This window comes from Streptomyces sp. NPDC051913, assembly GCF_044593635.1.
In the GTDB taxonomy this organism is placed as follows: Bacteria; Actinomycetota; Actinomycetes; order Streptomycetales; family Streptomycetaceae; genus Streptomyces.
In genome coordinates, this window is the sequence record NZ_JBIUCI010000003.1 from 126,203 (window position 1) to 151,443 (window position 25,241).

Below are 25,241 nucleotides of genomic sequence, written 5' to 3' on the forward strand. Positions count from 1 at the left end.
CTTTCGTCACGGTGGGGGGTACGAGCCGGAGACGCCGGCCCGCGGTACGGCCTCCATTGTGCGGGGCGGCACTGACAACGCCGCCCCGCGACCATCGCGGCGTCAGCCGCGACGCCCCCGGCCACGCCGCCCCCGCCCGTCACCGAACTCGTCGCCGTCCCGGTCGTGCGGGCCCAGCAACTCGTCCGCCAGCGACGGCAGATCGTCCAGCGGTGTCTCCTCGGCCCAGTCCGACCTGGCCCGCTTCCGGGGCGCGCCGGTCTCGTCGAGCTGAGGCATCTCCCGCGTACGGTCCTCGGCCCCGTCGGGCCGGGCCTGCTCCTCCCGGAAGAACCCCGGCGGCACCCGATCGGCCGGGGCCTCCCCCGGCACCGGCGGCAACACGGCCGTCTCGTCGGCGGCCCCCGGCACGACGGGAGGCAGCACCGCCGTCTCATCAGCCGCCCCCGGCACGACGGGAGGCAGCACCGCCGTCTCGTCCGCCGCGCCCGGCACCACCGGCGGCAGCACCGCCGTCTCGTCGGCCGCCGAAGCCGGAGGCTTGGGCAGCTCGGCGGTCACCTCGTTGTCAGCGCCTCGCCCCCCAGCGCCACGGCCCTCAGCGCCTCGCCCGTCAGAGCCACGGCCCTCGGAACCGCGCCCCTCACCGGCGTCCGCCCCGTCGGAGATCTTCCGCAGTACCGCCGTCTCCTCCACCGGCCCGCCCGACGCGTTCGTCGGCGTCACCACCGGCGTGGGCACGGTCGCCGCCTCCGGCGCCACCACCGGCGGCGTCGGCTTCTTCGGGCCCGCCTCAGCCGCGGCCGACGCCTGCTCGGCGAGCCGGCGCGCCTCCTCGGCCCGCAGCAACGCCTCCTCGGCCTTGCGCTGCTTCTCCACGCGCCGCGCCTCGGCCTCGGCGTGCAGCCGCGCTTCTTCCTCGGCCTGCTTGCGCCGCCGCTCCTCGTCAGCCTTGCGGCGAGCTTCCTCCTCGGCGCGGGCCTTCTCCTCGGCGAGCAGTCGCGCCCGCTCCTCCTCGGCCCGCTTCCGCGCTTCCTCGGCCCTCAGCCGGGCCTCCTCGGCCTGCCGTTCGGCCTCGCGCCGCTGCGCCTCCTCCAGCTCGCGCCGCTTGCGCTCCTCCTCCTCGGCGCGCAGCCGCTCCAGCTGCTCCTGGCGCTCGCGCTCCAGACGCTCTTCCTCGGCCTTGCGCGCGGCCTCTTCCTCGGCCTTGCGGCGCGCTTCCTCCTCGGCCTTGCGCCGGGCCTCCTCCTGCTCCCGGATCTCCTGCTCGGAGAGCGGCAGCAGTTGGTCGAGCCGGTGCCGTACGACGGTGGTGACGGCCTCGGGCTCTTGGCCCGCGTCCACCACCAGGTACCGGCCCGGGTCGGCCGCGGCGAGCGTCAGGAACCCGGAGCGCACGCGCGCGTGGAACTCCGCCGGCTCCGACTCCAGCCGGTCGGGCGCCTCGGTGAACCGCTCCCGGGCGATCTCCGGGGAGACGTCCAGGAGCACCGTCAGATGCGGAACCAGTCCGTCCGTGGCCCAGCGGTTGATGCGGGCGATCTCGGTCGGGGACAGGTCGCGGCCCGCCCCCTGGTAGGCCACCGACGAGTCGATGTACCGGTCGGAGATGACGACCGCGCCGCGCTCCAGCGCGGGCCGGACGACCGTGTCCACGTGCTCCGCGCGGTCCGCCGCGTACAGCAGCGCCTCCGCGCGGTGCGAGAGTCCGGCCGACGACACGTCCAGCAGGATCGACCGCAGCCGCTTGCCGACCGGCGTCGCGCCCGGCTCGCGCGTGACCACGACCTCGTGGCCCTTGGCCCTTATCCACTCGGCGAGCGCCTCGGCCTGGGTGGACTTCCCGGCGCCGTCGCCGCCCTCCAGGGCGATGAAGAAGCCGGTCGCCAGCGGCGCGGTCACCGGGTCGTCGCCGCCGAGCAGCGCGTCCCGCAGATCGTGCCGCAGCGGCACTCCGGAACGGTCGTCGACCTTGGCGAGCACCAGCGCGGCCACCGGCAGCAGCAGCGCGCCGACCAGCATCATCGTGAAGGCGGCCCCGCCGTGCGCGAACACGAACTTGCCGCTTTCCAGGCGATGCGGCCCGATCAGCGCGGCCACCAGCGGGGCGATGACCGCGCCGAGCGCCACGAAGACCCGTACGACCGCGTGCAGATGCTCGGTGGTGCGCGGGCGGCGGTAGTCCTCGGTCTCCTGGTCGAGCAGCGCGTGCCCGGTGTTGGCGGCCACGCCTGCGCCGACGCCGGCCAGCGCGACGATGAGCACGACGGTGGTGACGTCCGGGACGAGACCCGCGGCCAGCAGGGCGACGCCGGTGAAGGCGATCGCCAGCGCGAGCAGACGGCGGCGCGAGAGGGAGACCAGCACCTTGGGCGCCGTACGGATACCGACGACGACCCCGCCGGTCAGGGCCAGCACCAGCAGGCCGTACGTCACCGGCCCGCCGCCCAAATCCTTGGCGTGCAGCACGGAGACCGCGACGGCCGCGGAGACCGCGCCCGCGACGGCGGCCGAGGCGAGGACCAGCAGCGGCAGCACACCGGTGCGGCCCTTGTCGACACCGGTGCCCGTCTTGGGGCGGCGCAGGCCCTCCAGCGGCGAACGCGCGCGCGGGGTGCGCGTGTCGGGCAGCTCCAGGAAGGTCAGCACGGACAGCGACGCGGCGAACAGACCCGCCGCGACGTACGAGGCGAGGGCCGCCTGGTGCTGGTCGAACCAGTCGATCCCGGCGCCCAGAAGGTTGTTGACGAGCGCGGCGGTGACGAGCGCGGCGGCGGCCAGCGGGATCGCCACGAAGCCCGTACGCAGCGACAGGCGGCGCAGCGCGTCCAGGTGGTCCGGCAGCGGTCGTACCGTCGCGCCCTCCGGCGGCGGGGCCGGGAGCAGGGCGGGCGCCGCGCTCTCGCGGCACACGCTCCAGAAGCGCTCGGCGATTCCGGTGACGAAGGCCGTCACCAGGAGCATCGCCAATGCGTTCTCCGGCGTCCAGTCGATCCACAGGGGCGCGACGATCAGCAGCGCCGCCCGCACCCCGTCCGCGCCGACCATGGTCCAGCGGCGGTCGAGCGGCCCCTCCTGCGAGGTGAGGGACGTCAGCGGGCCGAGGAGGACCGCGCCGAAGAGCAGCGTGGCCAGGATGCGCACCCCGAAGACGGTCGCCACTGCGAACGCCACTCCTCGGTAATCACCCCCGAAGGACCCCTCGACGATCGCCGCCTGGAGGGCGAGGATCACCACCACCAGAAGGGCCAGGGCGTCGCCGACTCCGCCCACCAACTGCGCGCTCCACAGCCGCTTCAGCTGTGGTTGGCGCAGCAGGGCGCGGACGGCGCGCTCGCGGGAGTCCGCGGCAAGGGCGTCGTCGGGGGCCGTGTGGTGGGCCGTTGGCTGCTCGGCTCGCGTCATGCTTTCAGCCTATCGGGCAGCACCGACAGCCCGTGGCGCCCGTCCGAACGTGCGCACGCCCCGACACCAAAGTGATGCCGGGGCGTTCGTTTTGCGAAGCCTCAGTGGAGCGACGCGGCTTGTATCAGTCCTCCGACGCCGTCTTCGAAGCCGCCGCCTTCGTCGCGGTCGTCTTCTTCGCGGCCGTCGTCGTCTTCTTCGCGGCCGTCGTCGTCTTCTTCGCGGCGGTCTTCTTGGCGGCCGTCTTCTTGGCCGGGGCGGCCTTCTTCGCCGTGGCCTTCTTGGCGGGAGCCTTCTTCGCCGTCTTCTTGGCGGGGCCCTTCGCCCGCTTCTCGGCGAGGAGTTCGTAGCCGCGCTCGGGGGTGATGTCCTCGACGCTGTCGCCGGAGCGCAGGGTCGCGTTGGTCTCCCCGTCGGTGACGTACGGCCCGAAGCGGCCGTCCTTGACCACGACCGGCTTCTCGCTGACCGGGTCGGTGCCGAGCTCCTTCAGCGGCGGCTTGGCGGCGGCCCGGCCCCGCTGCTTGGGCTGGGCGTAGATCGCGAGCGCCTCGTCGAGCGTGATCGTGAAGAGCTGGTCCTCGGAGGTGAGCGAGCGCGAGTCCGTGCCCTTCTTCAGGTACGGCCCGTAGCGCCCGTTCTGCGCGGTGATCTCCTGGCCCTCGGCGTCGGCGCCGACGACGCGCGGCAGCGACATCAGCTTGAGGGCGTCCTCCAGCGTCACCGTGTCCAGCGCCATCGACTTGAACAGCGAGGCCGTCCGCGGCTTCACGGCGTTCTTGCCCGTCTTCGGGGTGCCCTCGGGGAGCACCTCGGTGACGTAGGGGCCGTAGCGGCCGTCGCGGGCGATGATCTGGTTGCCGCTCACCGGGTCGGCGCCGAGCTCGAAGTCACCGCTCGGCTTGGCGAGCAGCTCCTCGGCGAGCTCGACGGACAGCTCGTCCGGAGCGAGGTCCTCCGGCACGTCCGCGCGCTGGTGGCCCTCGGAGTCCTTCTCGCCTCGCTCGATGTACGGGCCGTAGCGCCCGACGCGCAGCACGATGCCGCTGCCCACCGGGAACGACGACACCTCGCGCGCGTCGATCGCGCCCAGGTCGGTCACCAGCTCCTTGAGGCCACCGAGGTGGTCCCCGTCGCCATTGCCGGCGTCGGCCGCGCCGCCCTCCGTGCCCTCGCCGAAGTAGAACCGCTTCAGCCACGGCACGGACTGGGCCTCACCGCGGGCGATGCGGTCGAGGTCGTCCTCCATCTTGGCGGTGAAGTCGTAGTCGACGAGGCGCCCGAAGTGCTTCTCCAGGAGGTTGACCACGGCGAAGGACAGGAAGGACGGGACGAGTGCCGTGCCCTTCTTGAAGACATAGCCGCGGTCGAGGATCGTGCCGATGATCGACGCGTACGTCGACGGGCGGCCGATCTCGCGCTCTTCGAGCTCCTTGACCAGGCTGGCCTCGGTGTAGCGGGCCGGGGGCTTGGTGGCGTGCCCGTCGACCGTGATCTCCTCGGCGGAGAGCCGGTCGCCCTGGCTGACCTGGGGCAGCCTGCGCTCGCGGTCGTCCAGCTCGGCGTTCGGGTCGTCGGCGCCCTCGACGTAGGCCTTCAGGAAGCCGTGGAAGGTGATGGTCTTGCCGGAGGCGCTGAACTCGACGTCCCGGCCGTCGGCGGCGGTGCCACCGATCTTGACGGTGACGGAGTTGCCGGTCGCGTCCTTCATCTGGGAGGCGACGGTCCGCTTCCAGATCAGCTCGTACAGCTTGAACTGGTCGCCGGTCAGTCCGGTCTCGGCAGGCGTGCGGAAACGATCACCCGAGGGGCGGATCGCCTCGTGCGCCTCCTGCGCGTTCTTGACCTTCCCGGCGTACGTCCGCGGCGCGGACGGCAGGTAGTCGGCGCCGTACAGCTGGGTGACCTGCGCGCGGGCCGCGGTGACAGCGGTGTCGCTGAGCGTCGTGGAGTCCGTACGCATGTACGTGATGTAGCCGTTCTCGTACAGCTTCTGGGCGACCTGCATGGTCGCCTTCGCGCCGAAGCCGAGCTTGCGGCTGGCCTCCTGCTGGAGGGTCGTCGTACGGAACGGGGCGTACGGCGAGCGGCGGTACGGCTTGGACTCGACCGACCGGACGGCGAAGTCCGTGTTCTCCAGCGCGGCGGCCAGCGCACGGGCATCGGCCTCGTCGAGGTGGAGGGTGTTGGCGCCCTTGATCTGGCCCAGGGAGTCGAAGTCACGGCCCTGCGCGACCCGCTTGCCGTCGACCGTCTGGAGCCGCGCGACCAGGGTCGACGGGTCGCTCGGGTCACCGGCCCGACCGGTCCCGAAGGTGCCGGTCAGGTCCCAGTACTCGGCGGAACGGAAGGCGATGCGCTCGCGCTCCCGCTCGACGACGAGACGCGTGGCGACGGACTGGACACGGCCCGCCGACAGCCGCGGCATGACCTTCTTCCACAGGACCGGCGAGACCTCGTAGCCGTAGAGGCGGTCGAGGATGCGACGGGTCTCCTGGGCGTCGACCATGCGCTGGTTGAGATCGCGCGGGTTGGCGACGGCGGCCCGGATCGCGTCCTTGGTGATCTCGTGGAACACCATGCGCTTGACCGGGACCTTGGGCTTGAGGACCTCCAGGAGGTGCCACGCGATGGCCTCGCCCTCGCGGTCCTCATCGGTGGCGAGGAAGAGCTCGTCGGAGTCCTTCAGCAGATCCTTGAGCTTCTTGACCTGGGCCTTCTTGTCGGCGTTGACGACATAGATGGGCTCGAAGTCATGCTCGACGTCCACGCCGAGGCGGCGGACCTCGCCGGTGTACTTCTCCGGCACCTCCGCGGCGCCGTTGGGGAGGTCGCGGATGTGCCCGACGCTCGCCTCGACGACGTAACCAGGGCCGAGATAGCCCTTGATCGTCTTCGCCTTGGCTGGCGACTCGACGATGACGAGTCGGCGGCCGCCGTGTGCGGTCTCGCTGGTCGGGGACAACTTCGCTCTTCTCTCCGGTCGACGCTGGGGCCTCCCCAGGCGGTCCCCGGGGTCGGGTCATGGTGACGCTGCGGAGTGTGACGGTACATCCCGCCCCCGTGTCAAACGGGAAAAGCCCGCAACGGCCACTCGAACGGTAACCCGACTACCGCCATTCCTGCCGCCCGGAGTACCCACCGGCCATTTCGAGCCTTAGTGGAGGACCCCCTCCCAATTACCGGGACCTCGGCCTTTCCATGGTCATCAGAGCCGCGTGAAGCACCATGTGCCGACGACGAGCGCGATCACCGAGGCACAGCTCGCGATCGCCGCCGATGCGACCGGGCTCACACCGTGCGCGACCGGTTCCCCGTGTCGCAGGCGGACCGCGGTCCACGTCAGCAGCCCGGCTCCGAACAGCGCGAACACCGTCCCCGCGAAGATCGCCGGTCCGCTCTCCATGGCTCCCCCTGCCCCTTTTCTCCCGACCGCGCAGGCCCTCGGGCATGGAGGCTGACACGCGCGGGCGGCGGCCAGGCGAACCCGAGGTGAACGCGGGACCAGCCCGGCTGTGGACTCCCCGCACGACCTTGGCCGGGCCCGGCTCAGACCGATCCGGGCGCGGGTATTTTTCCGGTCGTCTTCTCACCGTCGGTCCGGCTCACCGTGCACACCGCCTTCTTGAACCCCGTGTTCCAGTCGTCCTCGTCGGCCACCCAGCCGTAGACGGTGCGCTCCGATCCCGGTGCCCAGGTCGACTCGAATTTGTTGCCGCACAGCTTGGTCGCGTTGTCGGTGGCTTTCTCGTAGGTCATTTCCGCGGGTGCCTGAACAACGCCGATGACCTGGTCGGTGTGGGGTTTCCCGCAGTCGGTGAGCGGGGCGTTGTAGCCGTCGTCCTCCTCCTCGTAGATCCAGCAGTCACCCGTACTCATCTGACCGACCCACAGCCGGGCGCCCTCGTCGCGGAACCGGCCGACCTCACCGCCTATCGCCGCATGGCGGCCGAGTACGAGACATGCCGTACCGCTGTTGGCCGCGGTGAAGCCCTCCTTGGTCGGTACGACGGCGTAGAGCGCCGCGTCGGGCAGGGCGTCGACGACCGCACGCGTCTGGTTCGCACAGCGCTGGGCGCCCGACGCGCGCGCGTCGGCGTAGTCGGTGGCCGTGTCGACCGCCACGACCTGGCCGTCCGGCCAGTCGTCGGCGCAGTCCACCACCCCGAGGTTCGGCGCCGACTTGAACGGCGTCCCCGTCCAGACCGCCTGCACGCAGTCCCCGGTCTCCAACGGCTTGCCCAGGCCCACGACATCGCCGTACGGCAGCACCGGCCCGGTCGGCGGCGCCGAGCTCTTGGGCACGCTGGAGGTGGGCGGTTTGTTCGCCGCGGTGGTGTTGTCGTCGCCGTCCCCGCCGCCGGTCAGCGAGACGGCCAGCCAGGTCCCACCGGCGACGACCAGAACGACGGCCACGACGAGCGCGACAAGGGCGAGGCGCTTCCTGTCCCCGGAGGGTGGAGCGGGCGGCCCGGGCATGCCTCCTCCGGGTACACCCGGACCGCCACCGGCCCAGCCGGCACCGGAAGTGGCGCCCGGATAGGGCTGGGTGGGGGCTCCGGAGGTGGGGACGCCACCCGCGTAAGGGGGCGTGGAGCTGCCCGCGTAGGGGGGCGTGGAGCTGCCGGCGTAAGGGGATGCCGGGCTGCCGGCGTAGGGAGGCGTCGGGCTGCTCCCGTACGGGGACGGGCCGCCGCTGCCCGCATAGGGGCCGTAGGGCGTGGGACCGCCGCTCCCCGCCGGGGGCGGCTGAGCGCCGCCGCTCGCGTAGGGGCCGTGTGCGTAGGGGTTGCCGGGTTCGGGCGACTGCTGCGCGGCGCCGGTCTGCCGCCATGGGTCGTACGCCGCCCCAGGCGCCCCACCCGGCGTGTGCGGTGTCTGCGCGGCACCCGGGGTGAAGGGCCCGCCCGGCGTACCCGGAGTCTGCGGCGTCCCAGGCGTCTGCGGCGCACCCGGCACCCCTGGAGCACCGGACGTACCTGGCGCACCCGGCGTACCAGAAGCGCCTGGCGTACCCGGAGTCTGCGGCGTGCCCGCCCCCGCACCGCCACTCCCCCACCCCGGCGAGGTGCTGGCGACGTACCCGGGCGGCGGCCCGTCCACGACCCCACCACCCCCCGGAACCGCACCTGAGCCGACCGGCTGCGCGCCCCGCCCCTCAGCCGCACCACCCGCACGGAGCCCCTCGGTCGAACCGCCGGCACTGAACGCCCCGGCCGCACCCCCCGCACCGAACCCCTCAGGCGCTGGCCCGAAGCCCGGCGTCGCCCCCCGCACCACCCGCTCAAGCCCCCGCGCCGCCGCCTCCGGTGACGACCTGCGCACCGGGTCCTTGACCAGCAACCCCTGGAGCACGGGGGTCAGTTCACCCGCCCGTACCGGCGGGGTCGGCTCCTCGCCGAGCAGGGCCGTCAGGGTCGCGTACTCGCCGTGCCGGTCGAAGGGACCGTGGCCCTCCACGGCCGAGTACAGGGTCGCGCCGAGCGAGAACAGATCCGCGGCCGGTGTGGGCGGCTCCCCCCGCGCGCGTTCCGGCGCGAGATAGCCGGGCGTGCCGAGGATGCCGGCCGTGGCGGTGAGCCGGGGCTCACGGGACTCGGGTTGGAGTGCGATGCCGTAGTCGGTGAGCAGCACGCGCGCGTACGGGTCGCCCGAAGCGTCCGACGCCAGCAGGATGTTGGCCGGTTTCACATCCCTGTGGAGGATGCCGATCCGGTGTCCGGCGGTCAGCGCGTCGAGCACGGCGAGCCCGACGCGGGCCGCCTGGACGGGCGGCAGCGGGCCCGAACTCCGTACGACCGCCTGGAGGTCGACCGCGTCCGGCACGTACTCCATGACGATCCACGGCAGCCCCTCGTGCACCACCACGTCATGCACCGTCGCCACATGCGGGTGCCCGCGCAGCCGTGCCGCGTGCCGGGCCTCGCTGCGGGCCCGCGCGATGCGCTGCGCGGGTTCGCTCGCGTCCATCGGCACGTCCGGGAGGGCGATCTCCTTGAGCGCGACCTCGCAGGCCAGCTCGTCGTCGTACGCCAGCCAGACCCGGCCCATGCCGCCCGCGCCGAGCGTCCGCAGCAGGCGGTAGCGGCCGCCTACGACCCTGCCCTCACCGTGATCCGGCGTCTCCCCCGTCATCACGCCTCCCCCCGAGGCCCGAGCGGGTGCGCCTCCCCCGAGGACGCGTCGGACCTGTCCCTCGAAGGTAGCCTCGCACGTGCCACTGACAGGAGACCTTTTCGGCACCAATCAGACCAGACCGGGCACATGCGTCTCAGGAGTGCGCCTCGGCCTCAGCCGACTCGGCCCCAGGCCCCGCCCCGCCCCGCTCAGGCAGGCTCCAGGAACCCCTGCTCCACCAGCAGCCGGATCTGTGCCGGCGTACGGTCCCGCAGCAACACCGGGTCCTCGCCGACCAGTTGCGCGATGGCGTCCAGGATCCGCCCCGCGCTCAGCGAGCCGTCGCACACGCCGGCGAAGCCCGCGCCGACCGTGTCCACCTTGGTGGCGCGGCGCATGCCGCGGTTCTGACGCAGCACCACGTGCTCCGGGTCCTCGGCGCCGGGCAGCCCGACCTGCTCCTGCACGATCTCGGGCGCCAGCTTGAAGTGCCCTTCCAGCAGCGCCGCGTCGTCGTGCGCCCGCAGATAGTCGAGCCGCTCGAAGTGCGCCCGTACGGTGTCGCCGAGCGGCTGCTCCACGGGGTGCGGCCACTCCTCCGCGACCACCGTGGGGTCGGCGGCCCCCGTCCTGCGCAGGGTGATCCAGCCGAATCCGACCGCTCGCACCTTGCGCGCCTCGAACTCGTCCAGCCAGGCGTCGTACAGCGCCTGGTACTCGGCCGGGTCCCCGCGGTGGTCGCCGGCGTCCCTGAGCCACAGTTCGGCGTACTGCGTGACGTCCTGCACCTCGCGCTGGACGATCCACGCGTCGCACCCGCGCGGCACCCACGACCTGAGCCTGTCCTGCCAGTCCTCCCCTTCCACGTGCTGCCAGTTGGCGAGGAACTGCGCGAACCCGCCCTCGTTCAGCCGATCCCCCGCCTGCTGAACGAGCGACCGGCACAGATCGTCCCCGCCCATCCCGCCGTCCCGGTACGTCAGCCGGGCGCCCGGCGAGATCACGAAGGGCGGGTTGGAGACGATCAGGTCGTACGTCTCGTCGTCGCGCACCGGCTCGAAGAGGGAGCCCTCCCGCAGCTCGGCCGCCGGGGCGCCGGACAGCGCCAGCGTCAGCGCGGTGATGTGCAGGGCGCGCGGGTTGAGGTCGGTCGCCGTCACGCGCGTGGCGTGCCGCGCGGCGTGCAGTGCCTGGATGCCGGACCCGGTGCCGAGGTCGAGCGCGGAGCCGACCGGCGTGCGGACGGTGATGCCGGCGAGGGTCGTGGACGCCCCGCCGACGCCGAGGACGACGCCCTCCTCCCGGCTGCCGATGCCACCGGCGCCCCCGACGGCGCACCCGAGGTCGGACACGATGAACCAGTCCTCGCCCTCGGGCCCGCCGTACGGCCGTACGTCCACGGTCGCGGCGACCTCGGCGCCGTGGGCCTCCGTGAGCCACCCGGCCGCCAGACACGCCTCCAGGGGCAGTACGTCGGCCACGCGCGCGTGGGGCACGGGCTGCTGGAGCAGGAAGAGCCGTACGAGCACCTCCAGGGCGCTGTCCCCACGGGTCGCCCGCAGCGCGGGCACGGTCTCGCTGCGGGCGAGCGCCGCGTACGCGGGGGCGCCGAGCAGTTCGAGCAGCCCGTCGGCGGTGAAGGAGGCGCCCAGGAGGGCGTCCCGCAGGGCGGCGGCGACGTCGGGACGGTCGGCGGAGGGCAGGGGGGCAAGGCTGGAGTCACTCACGCCCCCATTGTGAACGCAAACCGGCGCCGCAGGCGGTGCCTGTGGCGCCGGAGCGACGTGACGCGAGGGTCAGCCGGTGGTCGCCGACGGCGTGGTGGACGCGCTCTTGCAGCTCGCCTGCTGGGCCATGGCCTTGCCGACGTCGCCCTCTTCGAGGTTCTTCAGGGCGTCGCTGCCGCTGGTGCTCAGCTTGTCGAGCTCGGTCGCGACGTCCTTGAGGCCGTCCGCGAACTTGCCCTGGTCCTTGGTGTCGAGCTCGTCGACCTGCTTCTTCAAAGAGGCGTAGGAGGCGGAGAGGGTGTTGAGCTCCTTGACCGCGTCCAGCTGCTTCTTCTCGGCGTTCTTGCTGTCGCCGGTGTCCGGCGCTCCGGCCTTCTGCACGGCGGCGCCGATCGCCTTGTAGGCGTCGGACATGTCCTGGAAGGCCTGGGCGTCGGTCTTCTGGACGTCCTTGGGCGCGCTGCTGTCCGAGGTCTCCTTCTGGATCGCGAGATTGGCGGCCTCGATCTTCTTGGCCTGCGGCTTGACGGCGTCACAGACCTGCTTGGCCCAGGCGTCCAGCTTCTCGCTGTTGTCGTCACCGCTGCTGCATGCCGACAGCGCCATCGCCAGTACCGCACCGCCGGACAGCGCGGCTGCGAGCTTCTTGTTCACCGGATTGGTCCCTTCCATGGCTCCTCGGCCCCGGAACATACACGGCGCCTGGAGGACACCTACAAGCAGGGAGTCCGTTAAGTCATGCATTAAAGCCATTTGCACCAAGTGAGAGAAGGCTCACGAAGGGGGCGTGCCCACACAGAGCGGGCGGGCGGCGCGTCCACGCACCACCCGCCCGCCCCAGGTGAGGAGGCTGTCGCAGGACCGCCTACGAAACCACCGCGGGGTCGGCCGAACCGGCCACCCTCTTGGCACCCTCCTCGTCCCCCACGGCGATCCCGCGCCGCTTGGAGACATAGACCGCGCCGACGATCACGGCGAGCGAGAGCAGGGCGATCCCGATCCGGACGCCGATGCTCTTGTCCTCGCCGTAGCTGAACTTGATGACCGCGGGCGCGATGAGCAGCGCGACGAGGTTCATCACCTTCAGCAGCGGGTTGATCGCGGGCCCGGCGGTGTCCTTGAAGGGGTCGCCGACCGTGTCGCCGATGACGGTCGCGGCGTGGGCCTCGCTGCCCTTGCCGCCGTGATGGCCGTCCTCGACGAGCTTCTTGGCGTTGTCCCAGGCGCCGCCGGAGTTGGCGAGGAACACCGCCATGAGCGTGCCCGTGCCGATCGCGCCCGCGAGATACGAGCCGAGGGCGCCGACACCGAGCGTGAACCCGATGAAGATGGGCGCCATGACGGCGAGCAGCCCTGGGGTCGTCAGCTCCCTGAGCGCGTCCCGGGTGCAGATGTCCACGACCTTGCCGTACTCCGGCTTCTCCGTGTAGTCCATGATCCCGGGCCGCTCGCGGAACTGCCGCCGCACCTCGTAGACGACCGCGCCCGCCGACCGCGACACGGCGTTGATGGCGAGCCCCGAGAAGAGGAACACCACCGCGGCGCCCGCGATGAGGCCGACGAGGTTGTTGGGCTGCGAGATGTCCATCATCAGGCTCATCGGAGCCCCGTCGCCGGAGAGTTTCTCGCCGACGTCCTGGGCGCCCGTCGTGATGGCGTCACGGTACGACCCGAAGAGCGCCGACGCCGCGAGGACCGCGGTGGCGATGGCGATGCCCTTGGTGATGGCCTTGGTGGTGTTGCCGACGGCGTCCAGGTTGGTGAGCACCTGTGCGCCCGCGCCCTCGACGTCGCCGGACATCTCGGCGATGCCCTGGGCGTTGTCGGAGACCGGCCCGAAGGTGTCCATGGCGACGATGACGCCGACCGTGGTGAGCAGCCCGGTACCGGCCAGCGCCACCGCGAACAGCGCCAGCATGATCGACGTACCGCCGAGCAGGAAGGCCCCGTAGACGCCGAGGCCGATCAGCAGGGCGGTGTAGACGGCCGATTCGAGACCGATCGAGATACCGGCGAGGACGACGGTGGCCGGGCCGGTGAGCGAGGTCTTGCCGATGTCCTGGACGGGACGCCGGGTGGTCTCGGTGAAGTAGCCGGTCAGCTGCTGGATGACGGCGGCGAGCAGGATGCCGATCGCCACCGCGACGAGCGCGAGGACGCGCGGGTCGCCGTCCTTGCCGGCGATCGCCCCGTCGGTGACACCGTCGAGATCGGCGTACGACGACGGCAGGTACGCGAAGACGGCCGCGGCCACCAGCACGAGCGAGATCACCGCGGAGATGAAGAATCCCCGGTTGATCGCGGACATGCCACTGCGGTCGGACCGGCGCGGCGCCACCGCGAAGATGCCGATCATGGCGGTCAGGACGCCGATCGCCGGGACGATCAGCGGGAAGGCGAGCCCGGAGTCACCGAAGGCCGCCTTGCCGAGGATCAGCGCGGCGACCAGGGTCACGGCGTACGACTCGAAGAGGTCGGCCGCCATGCCCGCGCAGTCGCCGACGTTGTCGCCCACGTTGTCGGCGATGGTCGCGGCATTGCGCGGGTCGTCCTCCGGAATGCCCTGCTCGACCTTGCCGACCAGGTCGGCGCCGACGTCGGCGGCCTTGGTGAAGATGCCGCCGCCCACACGCATGAACATGGCGATCAGGGCGGCCCCGAGGCCGAAACCCTCGAGCACCTTCGGCGCGTCGGCCGCGTAGACCAGCACGACACAGGAGGCGCCCAGCAGACCGAGCCCCACCGTGAACATGCCGACGACGCCGCCCGTGCGGAAAGCGATCTTCATTGCCTTGTGCGAGACGGCGGTGAGATCCTTTTCGGGTTCACCTTCCGCAGGTGTCGCTTCCCGTGCCGCCGCGGCAACGCGCACATTGCTGCGCACGGCGAGCCACATGCCGATATATCCGGTGGCCGCCGAGAACGCCGCGCCGATCAAGAAGAAGACGGATCGACCGGCGCGCTGATTCCAGTCGTCCGCGGGCAGCAGCATGAGCAGGAAGAACACGACCACGGCGAATACGCCGAGCGTGCGCAACTGCCGGGCCAGATAGGCGTTGGCGCCTTCCTGGACGGCCGATGCGATCTCTTTCATGCTGTCGGTTCCCTCGCCCGCCGCGAGCACCTGGCGTACCAGGACGCCCGCGACCACGAGCGCGGCCACTGCGACGGCGGCGATCACCCAGATGATGATCCGGTTGTCGTCGGTCAGTACCGCGGCTGCGAGGGTAGTGGGATGGTCCAGCTGATGAGGGGTAGAAAGCCCCGCCATTCGTCCTCCTTGACGCTTGGGCTGAGCTCAAGATGTGGACGGATTGTAGGTAGCGGAACCTGATCAAAACAGTGGGCGGTAAACGGAATTAGCCTCCACATGCTCTTCAGCAAATGATCGACGTCACGCCACAGAACCCGAAAGAGCTAATGCCCCAAAGGCATTGACTGATCGTGAATCATTTCACGAATTCCGAAAATACAAAGGGCCCCGCCGGAGCGGGGCCCTTTGATGTTCTGCTGTATGTATGAAGGTCAGGGAAGCGTCGCGGCCGGCGGGGTGGTCGGCCAGGTCATACGGATCGACCCGCCGTGCTCCCCCGCGGTGACCTCCACGTCGTCGACGAGGCCGCTGATGACCGCCAGGCCCATCTCGTCCTCCTCGGTCTCCGCGTCCGGATCCTCGGCCGCCGCGCCGGGCGCCCGGTCACCCGGGGCCGAACGCGGCGCCTCGTCGCCGACCTCGATGGAGAACTGCTTCTCCTCCTCGATCAGCAGCACCTTCACCGGAGAGGTGATACCGCTGTTCTGATGCAGTCCGACGGCACGGGAGCAGGCCTCGCCGACGGCGAGCCTGACCTCGTCGAGTACGGCCTCGTCCACTCCGGCCCTGCGCGCCACCGCTGCCGCCACCAGTCGGGCGGTCCGGACGTGCTCGGGCAGCGCGCTGAAGCGGAGCTCAACGGTGGCCATGCATCCCCCTCGGAACTACGGGCGTGCTGTCGGGGGACCGGACCGCCGAAAGTCCGGACCCCCCTGTACTACAGCCGTCCCGGGCGCGGTTCAGGTCACCGGCCCGGTCCGGTGGTTCAGTCGGTCGCCGCCACCGCTTCCTCGACCGAGGTGTGGATCGGGAACACCTTGGTGAGACCGGTGATGCGGAAGATCTTCAGAATGCGCTCCTGGTTGCAGACCAGGCGCAGCGAGCCCTCATGGGCACGCACCCGCTTCAGGCCGCCGACCAGCACGCCGAGCCCGGTGGAGTCGAGGAAGTCCACGCCCTCCATGTCGACGACGAGGTGGAAACTCCCGTCGTTCACCAGCTCGACCAGCTGCTCGCGCAGCTTGGGCGCGGTATATACGTCGATTTCGCCACCGACCTCGACGACCGTACGATCGCCGACGGTACGGGTCGACAGGGACAGGTCCACGGATCCTCCAGCACCTTGCTATCGAGCGGTCGCCCGTTAGGACACTCGGCAGAGCCCCCAGGACGGTTCGCCAGCCGCGATGGCATTCAATCACTTACCGGCAGGCGTGCACGACGCCTTGGTCCCATTGTCCGTCACGCCGGTGACACACTCGGTGCCGATGGCCAAGAATCACCGATCCGATCGATCCCCGACGAACGCCGTGTCCCGGGTGGACCCGGGCACGGTGCTGGGCCGGCTCGCCTCGGGCCCGAGCCGTGCTTCGCGCATCACTCATACGGAGCACTTGCCCCCGCGTGAGGGCCGCCATGCCGTCTGGCCTGACCGGATTCGCCCGGAGGTGCTCGCGGCGGTCCAGGCGGCGGGCATCGAACACCCCTGGGCCCACCAGGCACGCGCCGCGGAGCACGCCCTGGACGGCGAGTCGGTGGTCGTCGCCACCGGTACCGCCTCCGGCAAGTCCCTGGCGTACCTCACGCCCGTCCTGACGGCCCTCCTGGACGGCTCCGAGGCCCCGAACGGCCGCGGCGCCACCGCGCTCTACCTGGCGCCCACGAAGGCGCTCGCGGCGGATCAGTGCCGATCTGTGAAGGAACTTTCACAACCGCTGGGCAATTCAGTTCGACCGGCCGTCTACGACGGTGACACCCCGTTCGAGGAACGCGAGTGGATCCGTCAGTACGGCAACTACGTCCTGACCAACCCGGACATGCTGCACCGCGGCATCCTCCCGTCCCACCCCCGCTGGTCCTCCTTCCTGAAGGCGCTCAAGTACGTCGTCATCGACGAGGTTCACACCTACCGCGGCGTCTTCGGCTCCCACGTCGCCCAGGTCCTGCGCCGGCTGCGCCGCCTCTGCGCCCGCTACGGCGCCTCCCCGGTCTTCCTGCTGGCCTCCGCGACCGCCGCCGAGCCCTCGGTCGCCGCCCGGCGCCTGACCGGCCTCCCGGTGGTCGAGGTCGCCGACGACGCCTCCCCGCGCGGCGAACTGGTATTCGCCCTCTGGGAACCCCCGCTCACCGAGATGCAGGGTGAGAAGGGCGCCCCGGTCCGCCGCACGGCCACCGCCGAGACGGCCGACCTCCTGACCGACCTGACCGTGCAGGGCGTCCGCTCGGTCGCCTTCGTACGCTCCCGGCGCGGCGCCGAGCTCATCTCGGTCATCGCCCAGGAACGTCTGGCCGAGGTCGACCGCTCCCTGGCCCGACGCGTCGCCGCCTACCGCGGCGGCTACCTCCCGGAGGAACGCCGCGCCCTGGAACAGGCCCTCCACTCCGGCGAGTTGCTGGGCCTCGCCGCCACGACGGCCCTGGAACTCGGCATCGACGTCTCGGGGTTGGACGCCGTCGTCATCGCCGGCTACCCGGGCACGCGCGCGTCCCTGTGGCAGCAGGCGGGCCGGGCGGGCCGCTCCGGCCAAGGCGCCCTGGCCGTCCTGGTCGCCCGCGACGACCCCTTGGACACCTTCCTCGTCCATCATCCCGAGGCCCTCTTCGAGCAGCCCGTGGAATCGACGGTCCTCGACCCCGACAACCCGTACGTCCTCGCCCCGCACCTGTGCGCGGCGGCGGCGGAACTGCCTTTGACCGAAGAGGACATGGACCTGTTCGGCCCGGCCTGCGCGGACCTGCTGCCGCAGCTGGAGGCCGCGAAGCTGCTTCGCCGCCGCACGAAGGCCTGGCACTGGACCCGCCGGGAATCCGCCGCCGACCTCGCCGACATCCGCGGCGAGGGCGGCCGCCCGGTGCAGATCGTCGAGTCGGGCACGGGCCGTCTGCTCGGCACGGTCGACGCCGGCGCCGCCCACACGACCGTCCACGAGGGCGCGGTCCATCTTCACCAGGGCCGCACCTACATGGTGCGGAAGCTGGACCTGGAGGACTCGGTGGCGCTGGTGGAGGAGGCGAACCCGCCGTACTCGACCGTGGCCCGCGACACGACCGCCATCGCCGTCCTGGAGACGGACGTCGAAGTCCCCTGGGGCCAGGGCCGGTTGTGCTACGGCTCCGTCGAGGTCACCAACCAGGTGGTCTCCTTCCTCCGCAGACGCCTCATCACCGGTGAGGTCCTGGGCGAGACCAAACTCGACCTCCCTCCTCGAACGCTGCGCACCCGCGCGGTGTGGTGGACGGTCACCGAGGACCAGCTCGATGAGGCCCGCATCAACCCCGAGATACTCGGCGGCGCCCTGCACGCCGCCGAACACGCCTCCATCGGCCTGCTCCCCCTGTTCGCGACCTGCGACCGCTGGGACATCGGCGGCGTCTCGATCCCGCTGCACCCCGACACCCTGCTCCCCACGGTCTTCGTCTACGACGGCCATCCCGGCGGCGCGGGCTTCGCGGAGCGCGCCTTCCACACCGCCCGCGCCTGGCTCACCGCCACCCGCGAGGCCATCGCCTCCTGCGAGTGCGACGCCGGCTGCCCGTCCTGCATCCAGTCCCCCAAGTGCGGCAACGGCAACGACCCGTTGCACAAGAGGGGGGCGGTGCGCTTGCTCACGGTGTTGCTGCGGGGAGCGCCGGCGGAGGGGGCGGTTGCGGAAGCGAGGGCTCAGGCGCAGGGGGCGACAGAGGGGGCTCCGGCATCGGCGAAGGAAGCGGCGGCGCCGGAAACGGCTGTTCCGCCGGTCCCGCCCGTGCCCTGACCTCCGCCGTGAACGGCCCCCGTCCCGCCGCCGCCGTCACATCCGAGACGTCACCCACCAGCGCGCACCGCACCAGCCGGGTGCCCTGCTCCCGGGCCACCCGACCCGCCCGAGCGCAGGCCCCCGCATCACCGTCCGCCCAGTGGTCCGCCGCCGCGAGCGCCGCGAGATCCGCACCGCCGGCCGCACGGTGCCGGGTCACCACGGCCTGCCCCAGCGCGAGCACGACCCCGAACACCACGCAGAGCACGGCGATCGCACCGACACTCCAGACGGTGGCGGAGCCCCGGTCGGAACCGAGGCCGCGCCGCCACCCACGGCGCCCGCTCATGGCCCGCCCTCCACCGAGGCCACGGCCTCCTCCCGTACCTCGAACGGCAACCCGTGCAGTACCGGTGGCCTGGCCACGACCACGACCCGGACCTGGGTCTCCTCCCGGCTGACCGTGACCTTCGCACCGCGCGGCGCCGCTTCGCGGGCCACCTCGACGACCGAGTCGGCCGGATCCTGCCGGGCCGCCGCACGCGCCCCTGTCCGGGCCGCGTCCACACACTGGATCTGCGCGGCCACCACGAGCAGCCCCCACACCAGTGCCATCGCGAACATCACCAGCACGGGCAGCACCACGGCCGACTCCGCCGTCACGAACCCTCGGTCCGCGCCCCGCTCACATCCGCGCATCGAGGGCCTGCTTCACGATGCCCTGGAGCTCCGCACTCACCGCTCCGCTGGTCACCACCTTGTAGAGGACGACCGCGAACGCCACCGCCGCGACGATCCCCATCGCGTACTCCGAGGTGACCATCCCCGCGTCCTTCCGCGCCGCCCGAAGCCGCGCGAGTACCACCTTGCACATCTCAACCCCCGTAAGGAATAAGCTCTGTTGAAGCCTTGCCGAAACTCTTTCGAGCCTCTGTCGGAGCTCTCTGGAAGCTCTCTCGCCCACTGCTGCTTCTGGTCGATCACCAGCTCTGCCGCACGCCCGCATCCACCCCCGTCATCCACCACCCCCGCCCCCACCCAGAGCCGGACCGGCGAGCCCGATCACCACGGGCAGCACCCCCACCGCGATGAACGCGGGCAGGAAACACAGCCCCACGGGCGCGGTCACGAGGACCGCAGCCCGCCGGGCCCGTGCCGTCGCGGTGCGCGCCCAGTCGGCGCGGGCCTCCGCGGCGATTCGGGCCACGGGGCCGGCCGCCGGCAGCCCGGACACGTCGGCGCGCTCCAGCAGCCGCGCCAGCGGCCCTGCCCCCGGCATCGAGGCCAACCGCCGCCACGCGTCGCCGGGTTCACCGCCCAGCCGCACCTCCGCCGCGCCCCGCGCCAGCGCCTCCCCGACCGGACCCCCGAGCGCCTCGCCCACGGCGTGCGCCGCGATCACCGGACCGGCACCGGCCGCGATACAGGCCGCCAGCAGATCGGCGGCGAGCGGCAGTTGACGCGCGGCCTCGCCGACGTCGTACTCCTCCTCGGCGCCCGCGGCCGTCTGACGCCTCCGCCACCACCACAGCCCCGCGGCGACGACCAGCCCGGCCACGACCCCGGCGGCCCCACCGACCAGGGCCCACCCGCCGGCCACCACCCCCGCCGAGGGAAGCCACCGCCGCACGGCTCTTCGCACCTCACCCCGCGTCCCGGCGGGTGCCTCCTCTCGCGCCACCAGCCGAGCCAGCCGACGCCGTGTCCGACGCTCCTGCCGAGCCCTCTCGACCCATCGCGCGACCCACGCGAGAGTCAGCAAAGCCCCCACAACTACCCCCAGCCTGTGGACAACTTCCGTGCTCACCGCACCTCACCTCCGTCCGCGCCCTCCGAGCGACCACCGCCCCGCACCCTGACCCCGCTCACATCGCCTCCGCTCCCCGCACGATCCGCATCGCCCACCACATCCCCAGCCCCTCCAGCACCCCGCCCACCGCAAGGCATCCGAGGCCCGGCCCGGTGTGCAGCAGCACATGGAGGGGATCGGAGCCGAGGGCCGTGCCGAGGAGCAGGCCCAGGACCGGCAGGCCGGCGAGCATCACCGCCGTGGAACGGGCGCCCGCCAACTGGGCGCGCAGGTCGGCACGTTGGTCCCGTTCCGCCCGCAAGGCCGCTTCGAGCCGGTCGAGTCCGGCGGCCAGCCCCGCACCTCGGTCCACGGCGACCCGCCAGCACGCCGCGAGCCCCAGCAGCCCGCCGGCCCCCGGCTGACGTGCCGCAGCCGCGAGCGCGCCCGGCACATCACCGCCGAACCGCGCCGCCGCCAGCACCGCGGCCCGAGCACCACCAAGCCCATCGCCGAGCCCGTCACCAAGCCCACCCGCAGGCCCCCGGCCGATCCCGCCGCCAGGCCCCCCACCAAGTCCGCCGCCGGGCCCACTACCAAGTCCGCCGCCGGGCCCGATACCGAGCCGGACACCGGACCCCTTGCCCAACACGCCTCCGAGCCGATCACCTGCTCCCTCGCCGAGACCACGACCGAGCCGGTCCCCAGCCGCCTTGCCAAGCCCACCACCGAGCCGATCACCAGCCCCCTTGCCAAACCCGCCACCGAACCGATCACCAGCCCCCTCGCCAAACCCGCCACCGAGCCATTCGCCGTCCCGAGCCGCCCGCAACAGGGCCTCTCCCGGTTGTCGCCCCGCCCGCACCTCCCCTGCGACCGCCCCGCACAGCGCGATGACCTCGTCGCCTCGCCGTTCCCGCAGTCGTCGCGCCCGGCGCGCCAGCCGTACCCGCCGCAGCAACGGCACCCCGGCCACCCCCACGACGAGCGGCAGCACCGACGCCCCCAGCAAGGCGAGCACCACCCCGGCCACCACTGACCACCACTCGGCGCCCAGGCGACCGCGCAACCGCCTTACCTCACCGCCAAGTTGCCGCCACCCCGGCGGCCCGACCCCGACCGCACCGGCCGCCCCGATCGCCCCACCGGTCCCCGCGAACAGCAACCGCGCCCGCCGGGCCCCGACCTGCGGCCCACCCAACAACCACACGGACGCCCCGGCGCAGGCCACGGCAGCGGCGACTGACATCTCACTCACTCCAGGCATGACGCCCCTCCCCAATCTCTTCCACCTCTCCGACCTCCCCGAGCAGCCCCCGCAGCCGCTCCCAACCCCGCTCGTACACGAAGCCCTCCGCGCCCCACCGCAGCGCCGGCACCGTCCGCACCAGCCCCGACGGGTCCCGTTCCAGCACCTGGACCTCGGCGATCCGCCGCCGCCCGGTCCGGTCGCGCGCCAGATGCAGCACTACTGACAGCGCGGCCGCCACCTGGGAGTGCAGCGCGGCCCGGTCGAGCCCGGCGGCCGTGCCCAGTGCCTCCAGTCGGGCCGGCACATCGGCGGCGGCGTTCGCGTGGACCGTCCCGCAGCCGCCTTCGTGGCCGGTGTTCAACGCGGCCAGCAGATGCACCACTTCGGGCCCTCGCACCTCGCCCACCACCAGCCGGTCCGGCCGCATCCGCAACGCCTGTCGCACCAGGTCCTGAAGCGTGACGAGGCCCGCGCCCTCCTGGTTGGCGGGTCTGCTCTCCAGGCGCACGACGTGCGGATGGTCGGGTCGGAGTTCCGCCGAGTCCTCGGCGAGCACGATCCGTTCGCCCGGCCCGACCAGCCCCAGCAACGCGCTCAGCAGCGTGGTCTTGCCGCTGCCGGTGCCGCCGCTGATGAGGAAGGACAGCCGCGCGCCGACCAGCGCCCGCAGCACCCGGTCCCCACCCGGCGGCACCGTGCCCGCCGCGACCAGTTCGTCGAGCGTGAACGCGCGCGGCCGTACCACCCGCAGCGACAGACAGGTGCAGTCGACGGCCACCGGGGGCAGCACCGCGTGCAGTCGCGTCCCGTCGGGCAGCCGGGCGTCCGCCCAGGGCCGTGCGTCGTCGAGGCGCCGCCCGGCCACCGCGGCCAGCCGCTGCGCGAGCCGTCGTACGGCCGCGGCGTCGGGGAAGGCGACGCCGGTGAGCTCCAGTCCGCCGCCTCGGTCCACCCAGACCCGGTCCGGTGCCGAGACCAGTACGTCGGTCACGGACGGGTCGGTGAGCAGCGGCTCCAACGGACCGCTGCCGACCAGCTCGGACCGCAACCGCTCGGCCGCGCCGAGGACTTCGGCGTCCCCGAGCACCCGTCCCTGCTCTCGCAGTGCCTGCGCCACGCGCGCGGGGGTCGCCTCCGCCCCGCTCTCGGCAAGCCACTGCCGTACGCCGTCAAGAAGCGCCGGTGCCGATTCCCCGCCGACCGGTACGCCACGCGCGCGTACCCACTCGCGCCCCACTGCCGTGGTCATGCCGCCTCCACCAGTGCCCGCTCCCAGAACTCCTTGCAGAACCGCGTCAGCGGCCCCTTCCCGGCTCCGGGTGGTGTCCGGCTCTCGTGCGGCCGCAGGAGGCCCGCCTCGACCGGCACCTCGCCCACCAGCGGCAGTCCGAGCAGCCGGGCCACCTCCCGGTCGTCGAGTCCGGGCGCGTAGGGCCCCCGCACCACGACCCGCAGATCGCGGACGACCATCCCGACCGCGGAGGCCACCCGCCCGGCCGCCGCGACGGCCCGGAGTTCGGCGGGGACGACGAGGAGGCCGAGGTCGAGCTGGGCGAGCGTCTCGGCCACGCCGCCGTCGATACGGCGGGGCAGGTCGACGACGACCGTGCCGCCCCGGCGCCGGGCGGCGGCGAGCACCGCGCGGACAGCCTGCGGCGGGACGGCGACGCAGTCGCCGCGGTCCCAGCTGAGCACCCGCAGGGAGTGCAGTTCGGGCAGCGACTCCTCCAGGGCGCCGCCGCCGACCCGGCCGCGCGAGGCGGCGAACGCAGGCCAGCGCAGCCCTTCGGCGGTCTCGCCGCCGAGCAGTACGTCGAGTCCGCCGCCCAGCGGATCGGCGTCCACGAGCAGGGTGCGCAGTCCCTCCCGCGCGGAGGTGACGGCGAGGGCGCACGCGAGCGTGGACGCTCCGGCCCCACCGCGTCCGCCGATGACGCCGACGGTGAGGGCGGGCCGGCCGACGCCCTCGGCGACGTCGGCGATCCGGTCGACGAGCCACTGCTCGCCGTCGGGCAGCATCAGGACGTGGTCGGCGCCGATCTCGACGGCCCGGCGCCACACCCCGGAGTCGTCCTGGTCCCTGCCGACGAGCACCACCCCGCCTCTGCGCACGGCTCCCCGCACACGCCGCACGGCGTCGTCGCCCACGAGGACGAGCGGCGCGGCCTCCCAGCGGTCCCGTGGCTCGGGCACCCCCGGATGGACCTCGGGCGTGGCGCCGGCCGCCGCGCACAGGCGGAGCAGGTCGTCGAGGAGCCCGGGGTCCTCGGTGATGATCAACGGTCCGCCCTGGCGCCCTCCGGCGCCGGACGGCGGATCGTGTGTGACGGCTGCGGTCACGATGTCCATCCCCCTTCGCTGCGTCCCGCGAGGCCCCGAGGGCCCCGCGAATCCCGAACGTGTGAAGAACCGGCAACCGGTCTCCATATGAACGGCCGATAGGAACCGGCCAAACGCGCCCGACTAACCGGATCCGGCCACAAGTCGGAGTCGGCGGGCCGCGCTGGAATCACGATGCGGCGAAGACGGAAATGAAGTGGATCTTGGTCAAAATCTGTGGACAACTCAGCCGTTGTGAATACGGCATCACCCAAACCGGTGAGTCCTGTACCCACCTTGTACGACTTCCGCAGAGCAGCGCTTCGGCTACACACAGTGACGGATCATGAGCATGCAGAAACGGCGGCCACAGCCGCCTCGACGGGGCGGTGCAGTCGCCTAAGAAGAAGAGAAAACCCACCCGGACATGCGACGACCCCCACCGGGGGGGAGAGTGGGGGTCGTCTCCACGGCCGACTCGGGGGGGGAGGAGCCGGGCCGGGTTAGCACGGTCGCGAACGATCCGTGACTTCCATGGTGTACCCGAGAGCCCTCTCAGGCAAACCCACGCGCCCCACCTTACGCCGAATGGGCTGCGCCTATGCTCGGGGTCGTGGAAAACCACTCCTTGCCCCGCACAGCGGCCTTCTTTGACCTGGACAAGACGGTCATTGCGAAGTCGAGCACGCTCACGTTCAGCAAGTCGTTCTACCAAGGCGGCCTGATCAACCGCAGGGCCGCCGTGCGGACGGCTTACGCCCAGTTCGTCTTCCTCGTGGGCGGTATGGACCACGACCAGATGGAGCGGACCCGCGAGTACCTCTCCCAGCTCGTGCGCGGCTGGAACGTCCAGCAGGTCAAGGAGATCGTCGCCGAGACCCTGCACGACCTGATCGACCCGATCATCTACGACGAGGCCGCCTCCCTCATCGAGGAGCACCACACCGCCGGCCGCGACGTCGTGATCGTGTCCACCTCGGGCGCGGAGGTCGTCGAGCCGATCGGCGAACTCCTGGGCGCGGACCGCGTGGTGGCGACCCGGATGGTGGTCGGCGAGGACGGCTGCTTCACCGGCGAGGTGGAGTACTACGCCTACGGCCCGACCAAGGCCGAGGCGATCAAGGAGCTGGCCGAGTCCGAGGGATACGACCTGGAGCGCTGCTACGCCTACAGCGACTCGGCGACCGACCTGCCGATGCTCGAGTCGGTCGGTCACCCGCACGCCGTGAACCCGGACCGCGCACTGCGTCGCGAGGCACTCGCGCGCGGATGGCCGATTCTCGATTTCCACCGGCCGGTCCGGCTCAAGCAGCGCTTCCCCGCGTTCTCCGTACCGCCCCGTCCGGCTCTCGTCGCGGTGGCGGCCATAGGGGCCGCGGCGGCCACCGCGGGTCTCGTCTGGTACGCGAGCAGGCGCCGGGCGACGGCGCTCTGAGCTGGGCCACCGTCACGACTGTGCCCTTCTCGGGTATATCGGTGCCCGTTTAGCGCCCGTTTGCGAGTAAAAGTAAAGAACTGCAGCCAGCACTTCCGCTTGCCCGAGTCCTGGAGTACAAAGGGGTTAACGGCCCGCGAGACCAAG

16 protein-coding genes and 3 pseudogenes are annotated in these 25,241 nt (G+C 72.1%); 2 read left to right on the forward strand and 17 right to left on the reverse strand.

The genetic code is table 11. The features are described from left to right. Positions 1-102: 102 nt before the first annotated feature. The 9 genes from tmk to bldG form a co-directional block, all read right to left on the reverse strand. Entirely contained in the window at positions 103-3,405 is a 3,303-nt protein-coding gene (gene tmk, locus ACIHIX_RS09560) for a dTMP kinase (protein ID WP_399952289.1), read from the reverse strand. A gap of 124 nt (positions 3,406-3,529) precedes the next feature. After that, positions 3,530-6,370, reverse strand: a complete 2,841-nt coding sequence (gene topA / locus ACIHIX_RS09565; RefSeq protein WP_399952292.1) for a type I DNA topoisomerase — start codon at positions 6,368-6,370, stop codon at positions 3,530-3,532. A gap of 243 nt (positions 6,371-6,613) precedes the next feature. Next, a complete protein-coding gene (locus ACIHIX_RS09570; RefSeq protein WP_399952295.1) occupies positions 6,614-6,811 on the reverse strand; it encodes a hypothetical protein in 198 nt (65 codons plus the stop codon). Between the two features lie 143 nt (positions 6,812-6,954). Further along, entirely contained in the window at positions 6,955-9,540 is a 2,586-nt protein-coding gene (locus tag ACIHIX_RS09575; RefSeq protein WP_399952298.1) for a protein kinase, read from the reverse strand. Positions 9,541-9,731: 191 nt separating this feature from the next. Continuing rightward, the gene (locus ACIHIX_RS09580; RefSeq protein ID WP_399952301.1) at positions 9,732-11,249 is read right to left on the reverse strand and encodes a methyltransferase; all 1,518 of its coding nucleotides are present in this window, start codon (positions 11,247-11,249) and stop codon (positions 9,732-9,734) included. Positions 11,250-11,318: 69 nt separating this feature from the next. Further along, positions 11,319-11,921 (reverse strand): small secreted protein, encoded by a 603-nt coding sequence (locus ACIHIX_RS09585; protein ID WP_399952304.1) that lies wholly within the window; start codon positions 11,919-11,921, stop codon positions 11,319-11,321. Positions 11,922-12,114: 193 nt separating this feature from the next. After that, positions 12,115-14,520 (reverse strand): sodium-translocating pyrophosphatase, encoded by a 2,406-nt coding sequence (locus ACIHIX_RS09590; RefSeq protein ID WP_399952307.1) that lies wholly within the window; start codon positions 14,518-14,520, stop codon positions 12,115-12,117. 254 nt (positions 14,521-14,774) lie between these two features. Further along, on the reverse strand, positions 14,775-15,212 hold the full coding sequence (locus ACIHIX_RS09595) for an ATP-binding protein (RefSeq protein ID WP_399952310.1): 438 nt from the start codon (positions 15,210-15,212) through the stop codon (positions 14,775-14,777). 116 nt (positions 15,213-15,328) lie between these two features. Beyond that, positions 15,329-15,670, reverse strand: coding sequence for an anti-sigma factor antagonist BldG (bldG, locus tag ACIHIX_RS09600; RefSeq protein ID WP_003975386.1), 342 nt, complete (start codon positions 15,668-15,670; stop codon positions 15,329-15,331). Between the two features lie 79 nt (positions 15,671-15,749). On the opposite strand from bldG, the gene ACIHIX_RS09605 reads away from it, so the two are divergent. Continuing rightward, positions 15,750-18,317 carry a DEAD/DEAH box helicase gene (locus ACIHIX_RS09605; RefSeq protein ID WP_399952312.1) on the forward strand — a complete coding sequence of 856 codons (2,568 nt, stop codon included), beginning with the start codon at positions 15,750-15,752 and terminating at the stop codon, positions 18,315-18,317. Here the strand turns inward: ACIHIX_RS09605 and ACIHIX_RS09610 are convergent. From ACIHIX_RS09610 to ssd, 8 genes and pseudogenes are all read right to left on the reverse strand, one after another. Then, positions 18,271-18,648: pseudogene (locus ACIHIX_RS09610) on the reverse strand (Rv3654c family TadE-like protein); the annotation flags it as partial. The gene ACIHIX_RS09605 and the pseudogene ACIHIX_RS09610 sit on opposite strands and share 47 nt — an antisense overlap. After that, complete coding sequence (locus tag ACIHIX_RS09615; RefSeq protein ID WP_399952315.1) at positions 18,645-18,998, reverse strand: TadE family type IV pilus minor pilin; 354 nt, start codon at positions 18,996-18,998, stop codon at positions 18,645-18,647. The pseudogene ACIHIX_RS09610 and the gene ACIHIX_RS09615, both read right to left, overlap by 4 nt. After that, entirely contained in the window at positions 18,985-19,173 is a 189-nt protein-coding gene (locus tag ACIHIX_RS09620; protein WP_329336481.1) for a DUF4244 domain-containing protein, read from the reverse strand. The genes ACIHIX_RS09615 and ACIHIX_RS09620 overlap by 14 nt, the downstream gene beginning before the upstream one ends. A 141-nt stretch (positions 19,174-19,314) precedes the next feature. After that, positions 19,315-20,106 carry a type II secretion system F family protein gene (locus ACIHIX_RS09625; RefSeq protein WP_399952317.1) on the reverse strand — a complete coding sequence of 264 codons (792 nt, stop codon included), beginning with the start codon at positions 20,104-20,106 and terminating at the stop codon, positions 19,315-19,317. Positions 20,107-20,164: 58 nt separating this feature from the next. After that, a pseudogene (locus ACIHIX_RS09630) lies at positions 20,165-20,602 on the reverse strand (type II secretion system F family protein); the annotation flags it as partial. A gap of 300 nt (positions 20,603-20,902) precedes the next feature. Continuing rightward, positions 20,903-21,355, reverse strand: a pseudogene (locus tag ACIHIX_RS09635) (hypothetical protein); the annotation flags it as partial. Further along, on the reverse strand, positions 21,339-22,589 hold the full coding sequence (locus tag ACIHIX_RS09640; RefSeq protein WP_399952320.1) for a TadA family conjugal transfer-associated ATPase: 1,251 nt from the start codon (positions 22,587-22,589) through the stop codon (positions 21,339-21,341). The pseudogene ACIHIX_RS09635 and the gene ACIHIX_RS09640, both read right to left, overlap by 17 nt. After that, positions 22,586-23,689, reverse strand: a complete 1,104-nt coding sequence (gene ssd / locus ACIHIX_RS09645) for a septum site-determining protein Ssd (protein ID WP_399952323.1) — start codon at positions 23,687-23,689, stop codon at positions 22,586-22,588. The genes ACIHIX_RS09640 and ssd overlap by 4 nt, the downstream gene beginning before the upstream one ends. 571 nt (positions 23,690-24,260) lie before the next feature. On the opposite strand from ssd, the gene ACIHIX_RS09650 reads away from it, so the two are divergent. Beyond that, positions 24,261-25,094 carry an HAD family hydrolase gene (locus ACIHIX_RS09650; protein ID WP_399952326.1) on the forward strand — a complete coding sequence of 278 codons (834 nt, stop codon included), beginning with the start codon at positions 24,261-24,263 and terminating at the stop codon, positions 25,092-25,094. Positions 25,095-25,241 lie beyond the last annotated feature (147 nt).

Coding starts and splice junctions, on each gene's coding strand:
- tmk (WP_399952289.1), bottom strand. CDS start 3,405: ATGACGCGAGCCGAGCAGCCAACGGCCCACCACACGGCCCCCGACGAC.
- ACIHIX_RS09615 (WP_399952315.1), bottom strand. CDS start 18,998: ATGCGCGGATGTGAGCGGGGCGCGGACCGAGGGTTCGTGACGGCGGAG.
- ACIHIX_RS09650 (WP_399952326.1), top strand. CDS start 24,261: ATGCTCGGGGTCGTGGAAAACCACTCCTTGCCCCGCACAGCGGCCTTC.
- ACIHIX_RS09590 (WP_399952307.1), bottom strand. CDS start 14,520: ATGGCGGGGCTTTCTACCCCTCATCAGCTGGACCATCCCACTACCCTC.
- ACIHIX_RS09620 (WP_329336481.1), bottom strand. CDS start 19,173: ATGTGCAAGGTGGTACTCGCGCGGCTTCGGGCGGCGCGGAAGGACGCG.
- ACIHIX_RS09570 (WP_399952295.1), bottom strand. CDS start 6,811: ATGGAGAGCGGACCGGCGATCTTCGCGGGGACGGTGTTCGCGCTGTTC.
- ACIHIX_RS09605 (WP_399952312.1), top strand. CDS start 15,750: ATGGCATTCAATCACTTACCGGCAGGCGTGCACGACGCCTTGGTCCCA.
- ACIHIX_RS09595 (WP_399952310.1), bottom strand. CDS start 15,212: ATGGCCACCGTTGAGCTCCGCTTCAGCGCGCTGCCCGAGCACGTCCGG.
- ACIHIX_RS09585 (WP_399952304.1), bottom strand. CDS start 11,921: ATGGAAGGGACCAATCCGGTGAACAAGAAGCTCGCAGCCGCGCTGTCC.
- ssd (WP_399952323.1), bottom strand. CDS start 23,689: ATGGACATCGTGACCGCAGCCGTCACACACGATCCGCCGTCCGGCGCC.
- ACIHIX_RS09640 (WP_399952320.1), bottom strand. CDS start 22,589: ATGACCACGGCAGTGGGGCGCGAGTGGGTACGCGCGCGTGGCGTACCG.
- ACIHIX_RS09575 (WP_399952298.1), bottom strand. CDS start 9,540: ATGACGGGGGAGACGCCGGATCACGGTGAGGGCAGGGTCGTAGGCGGC.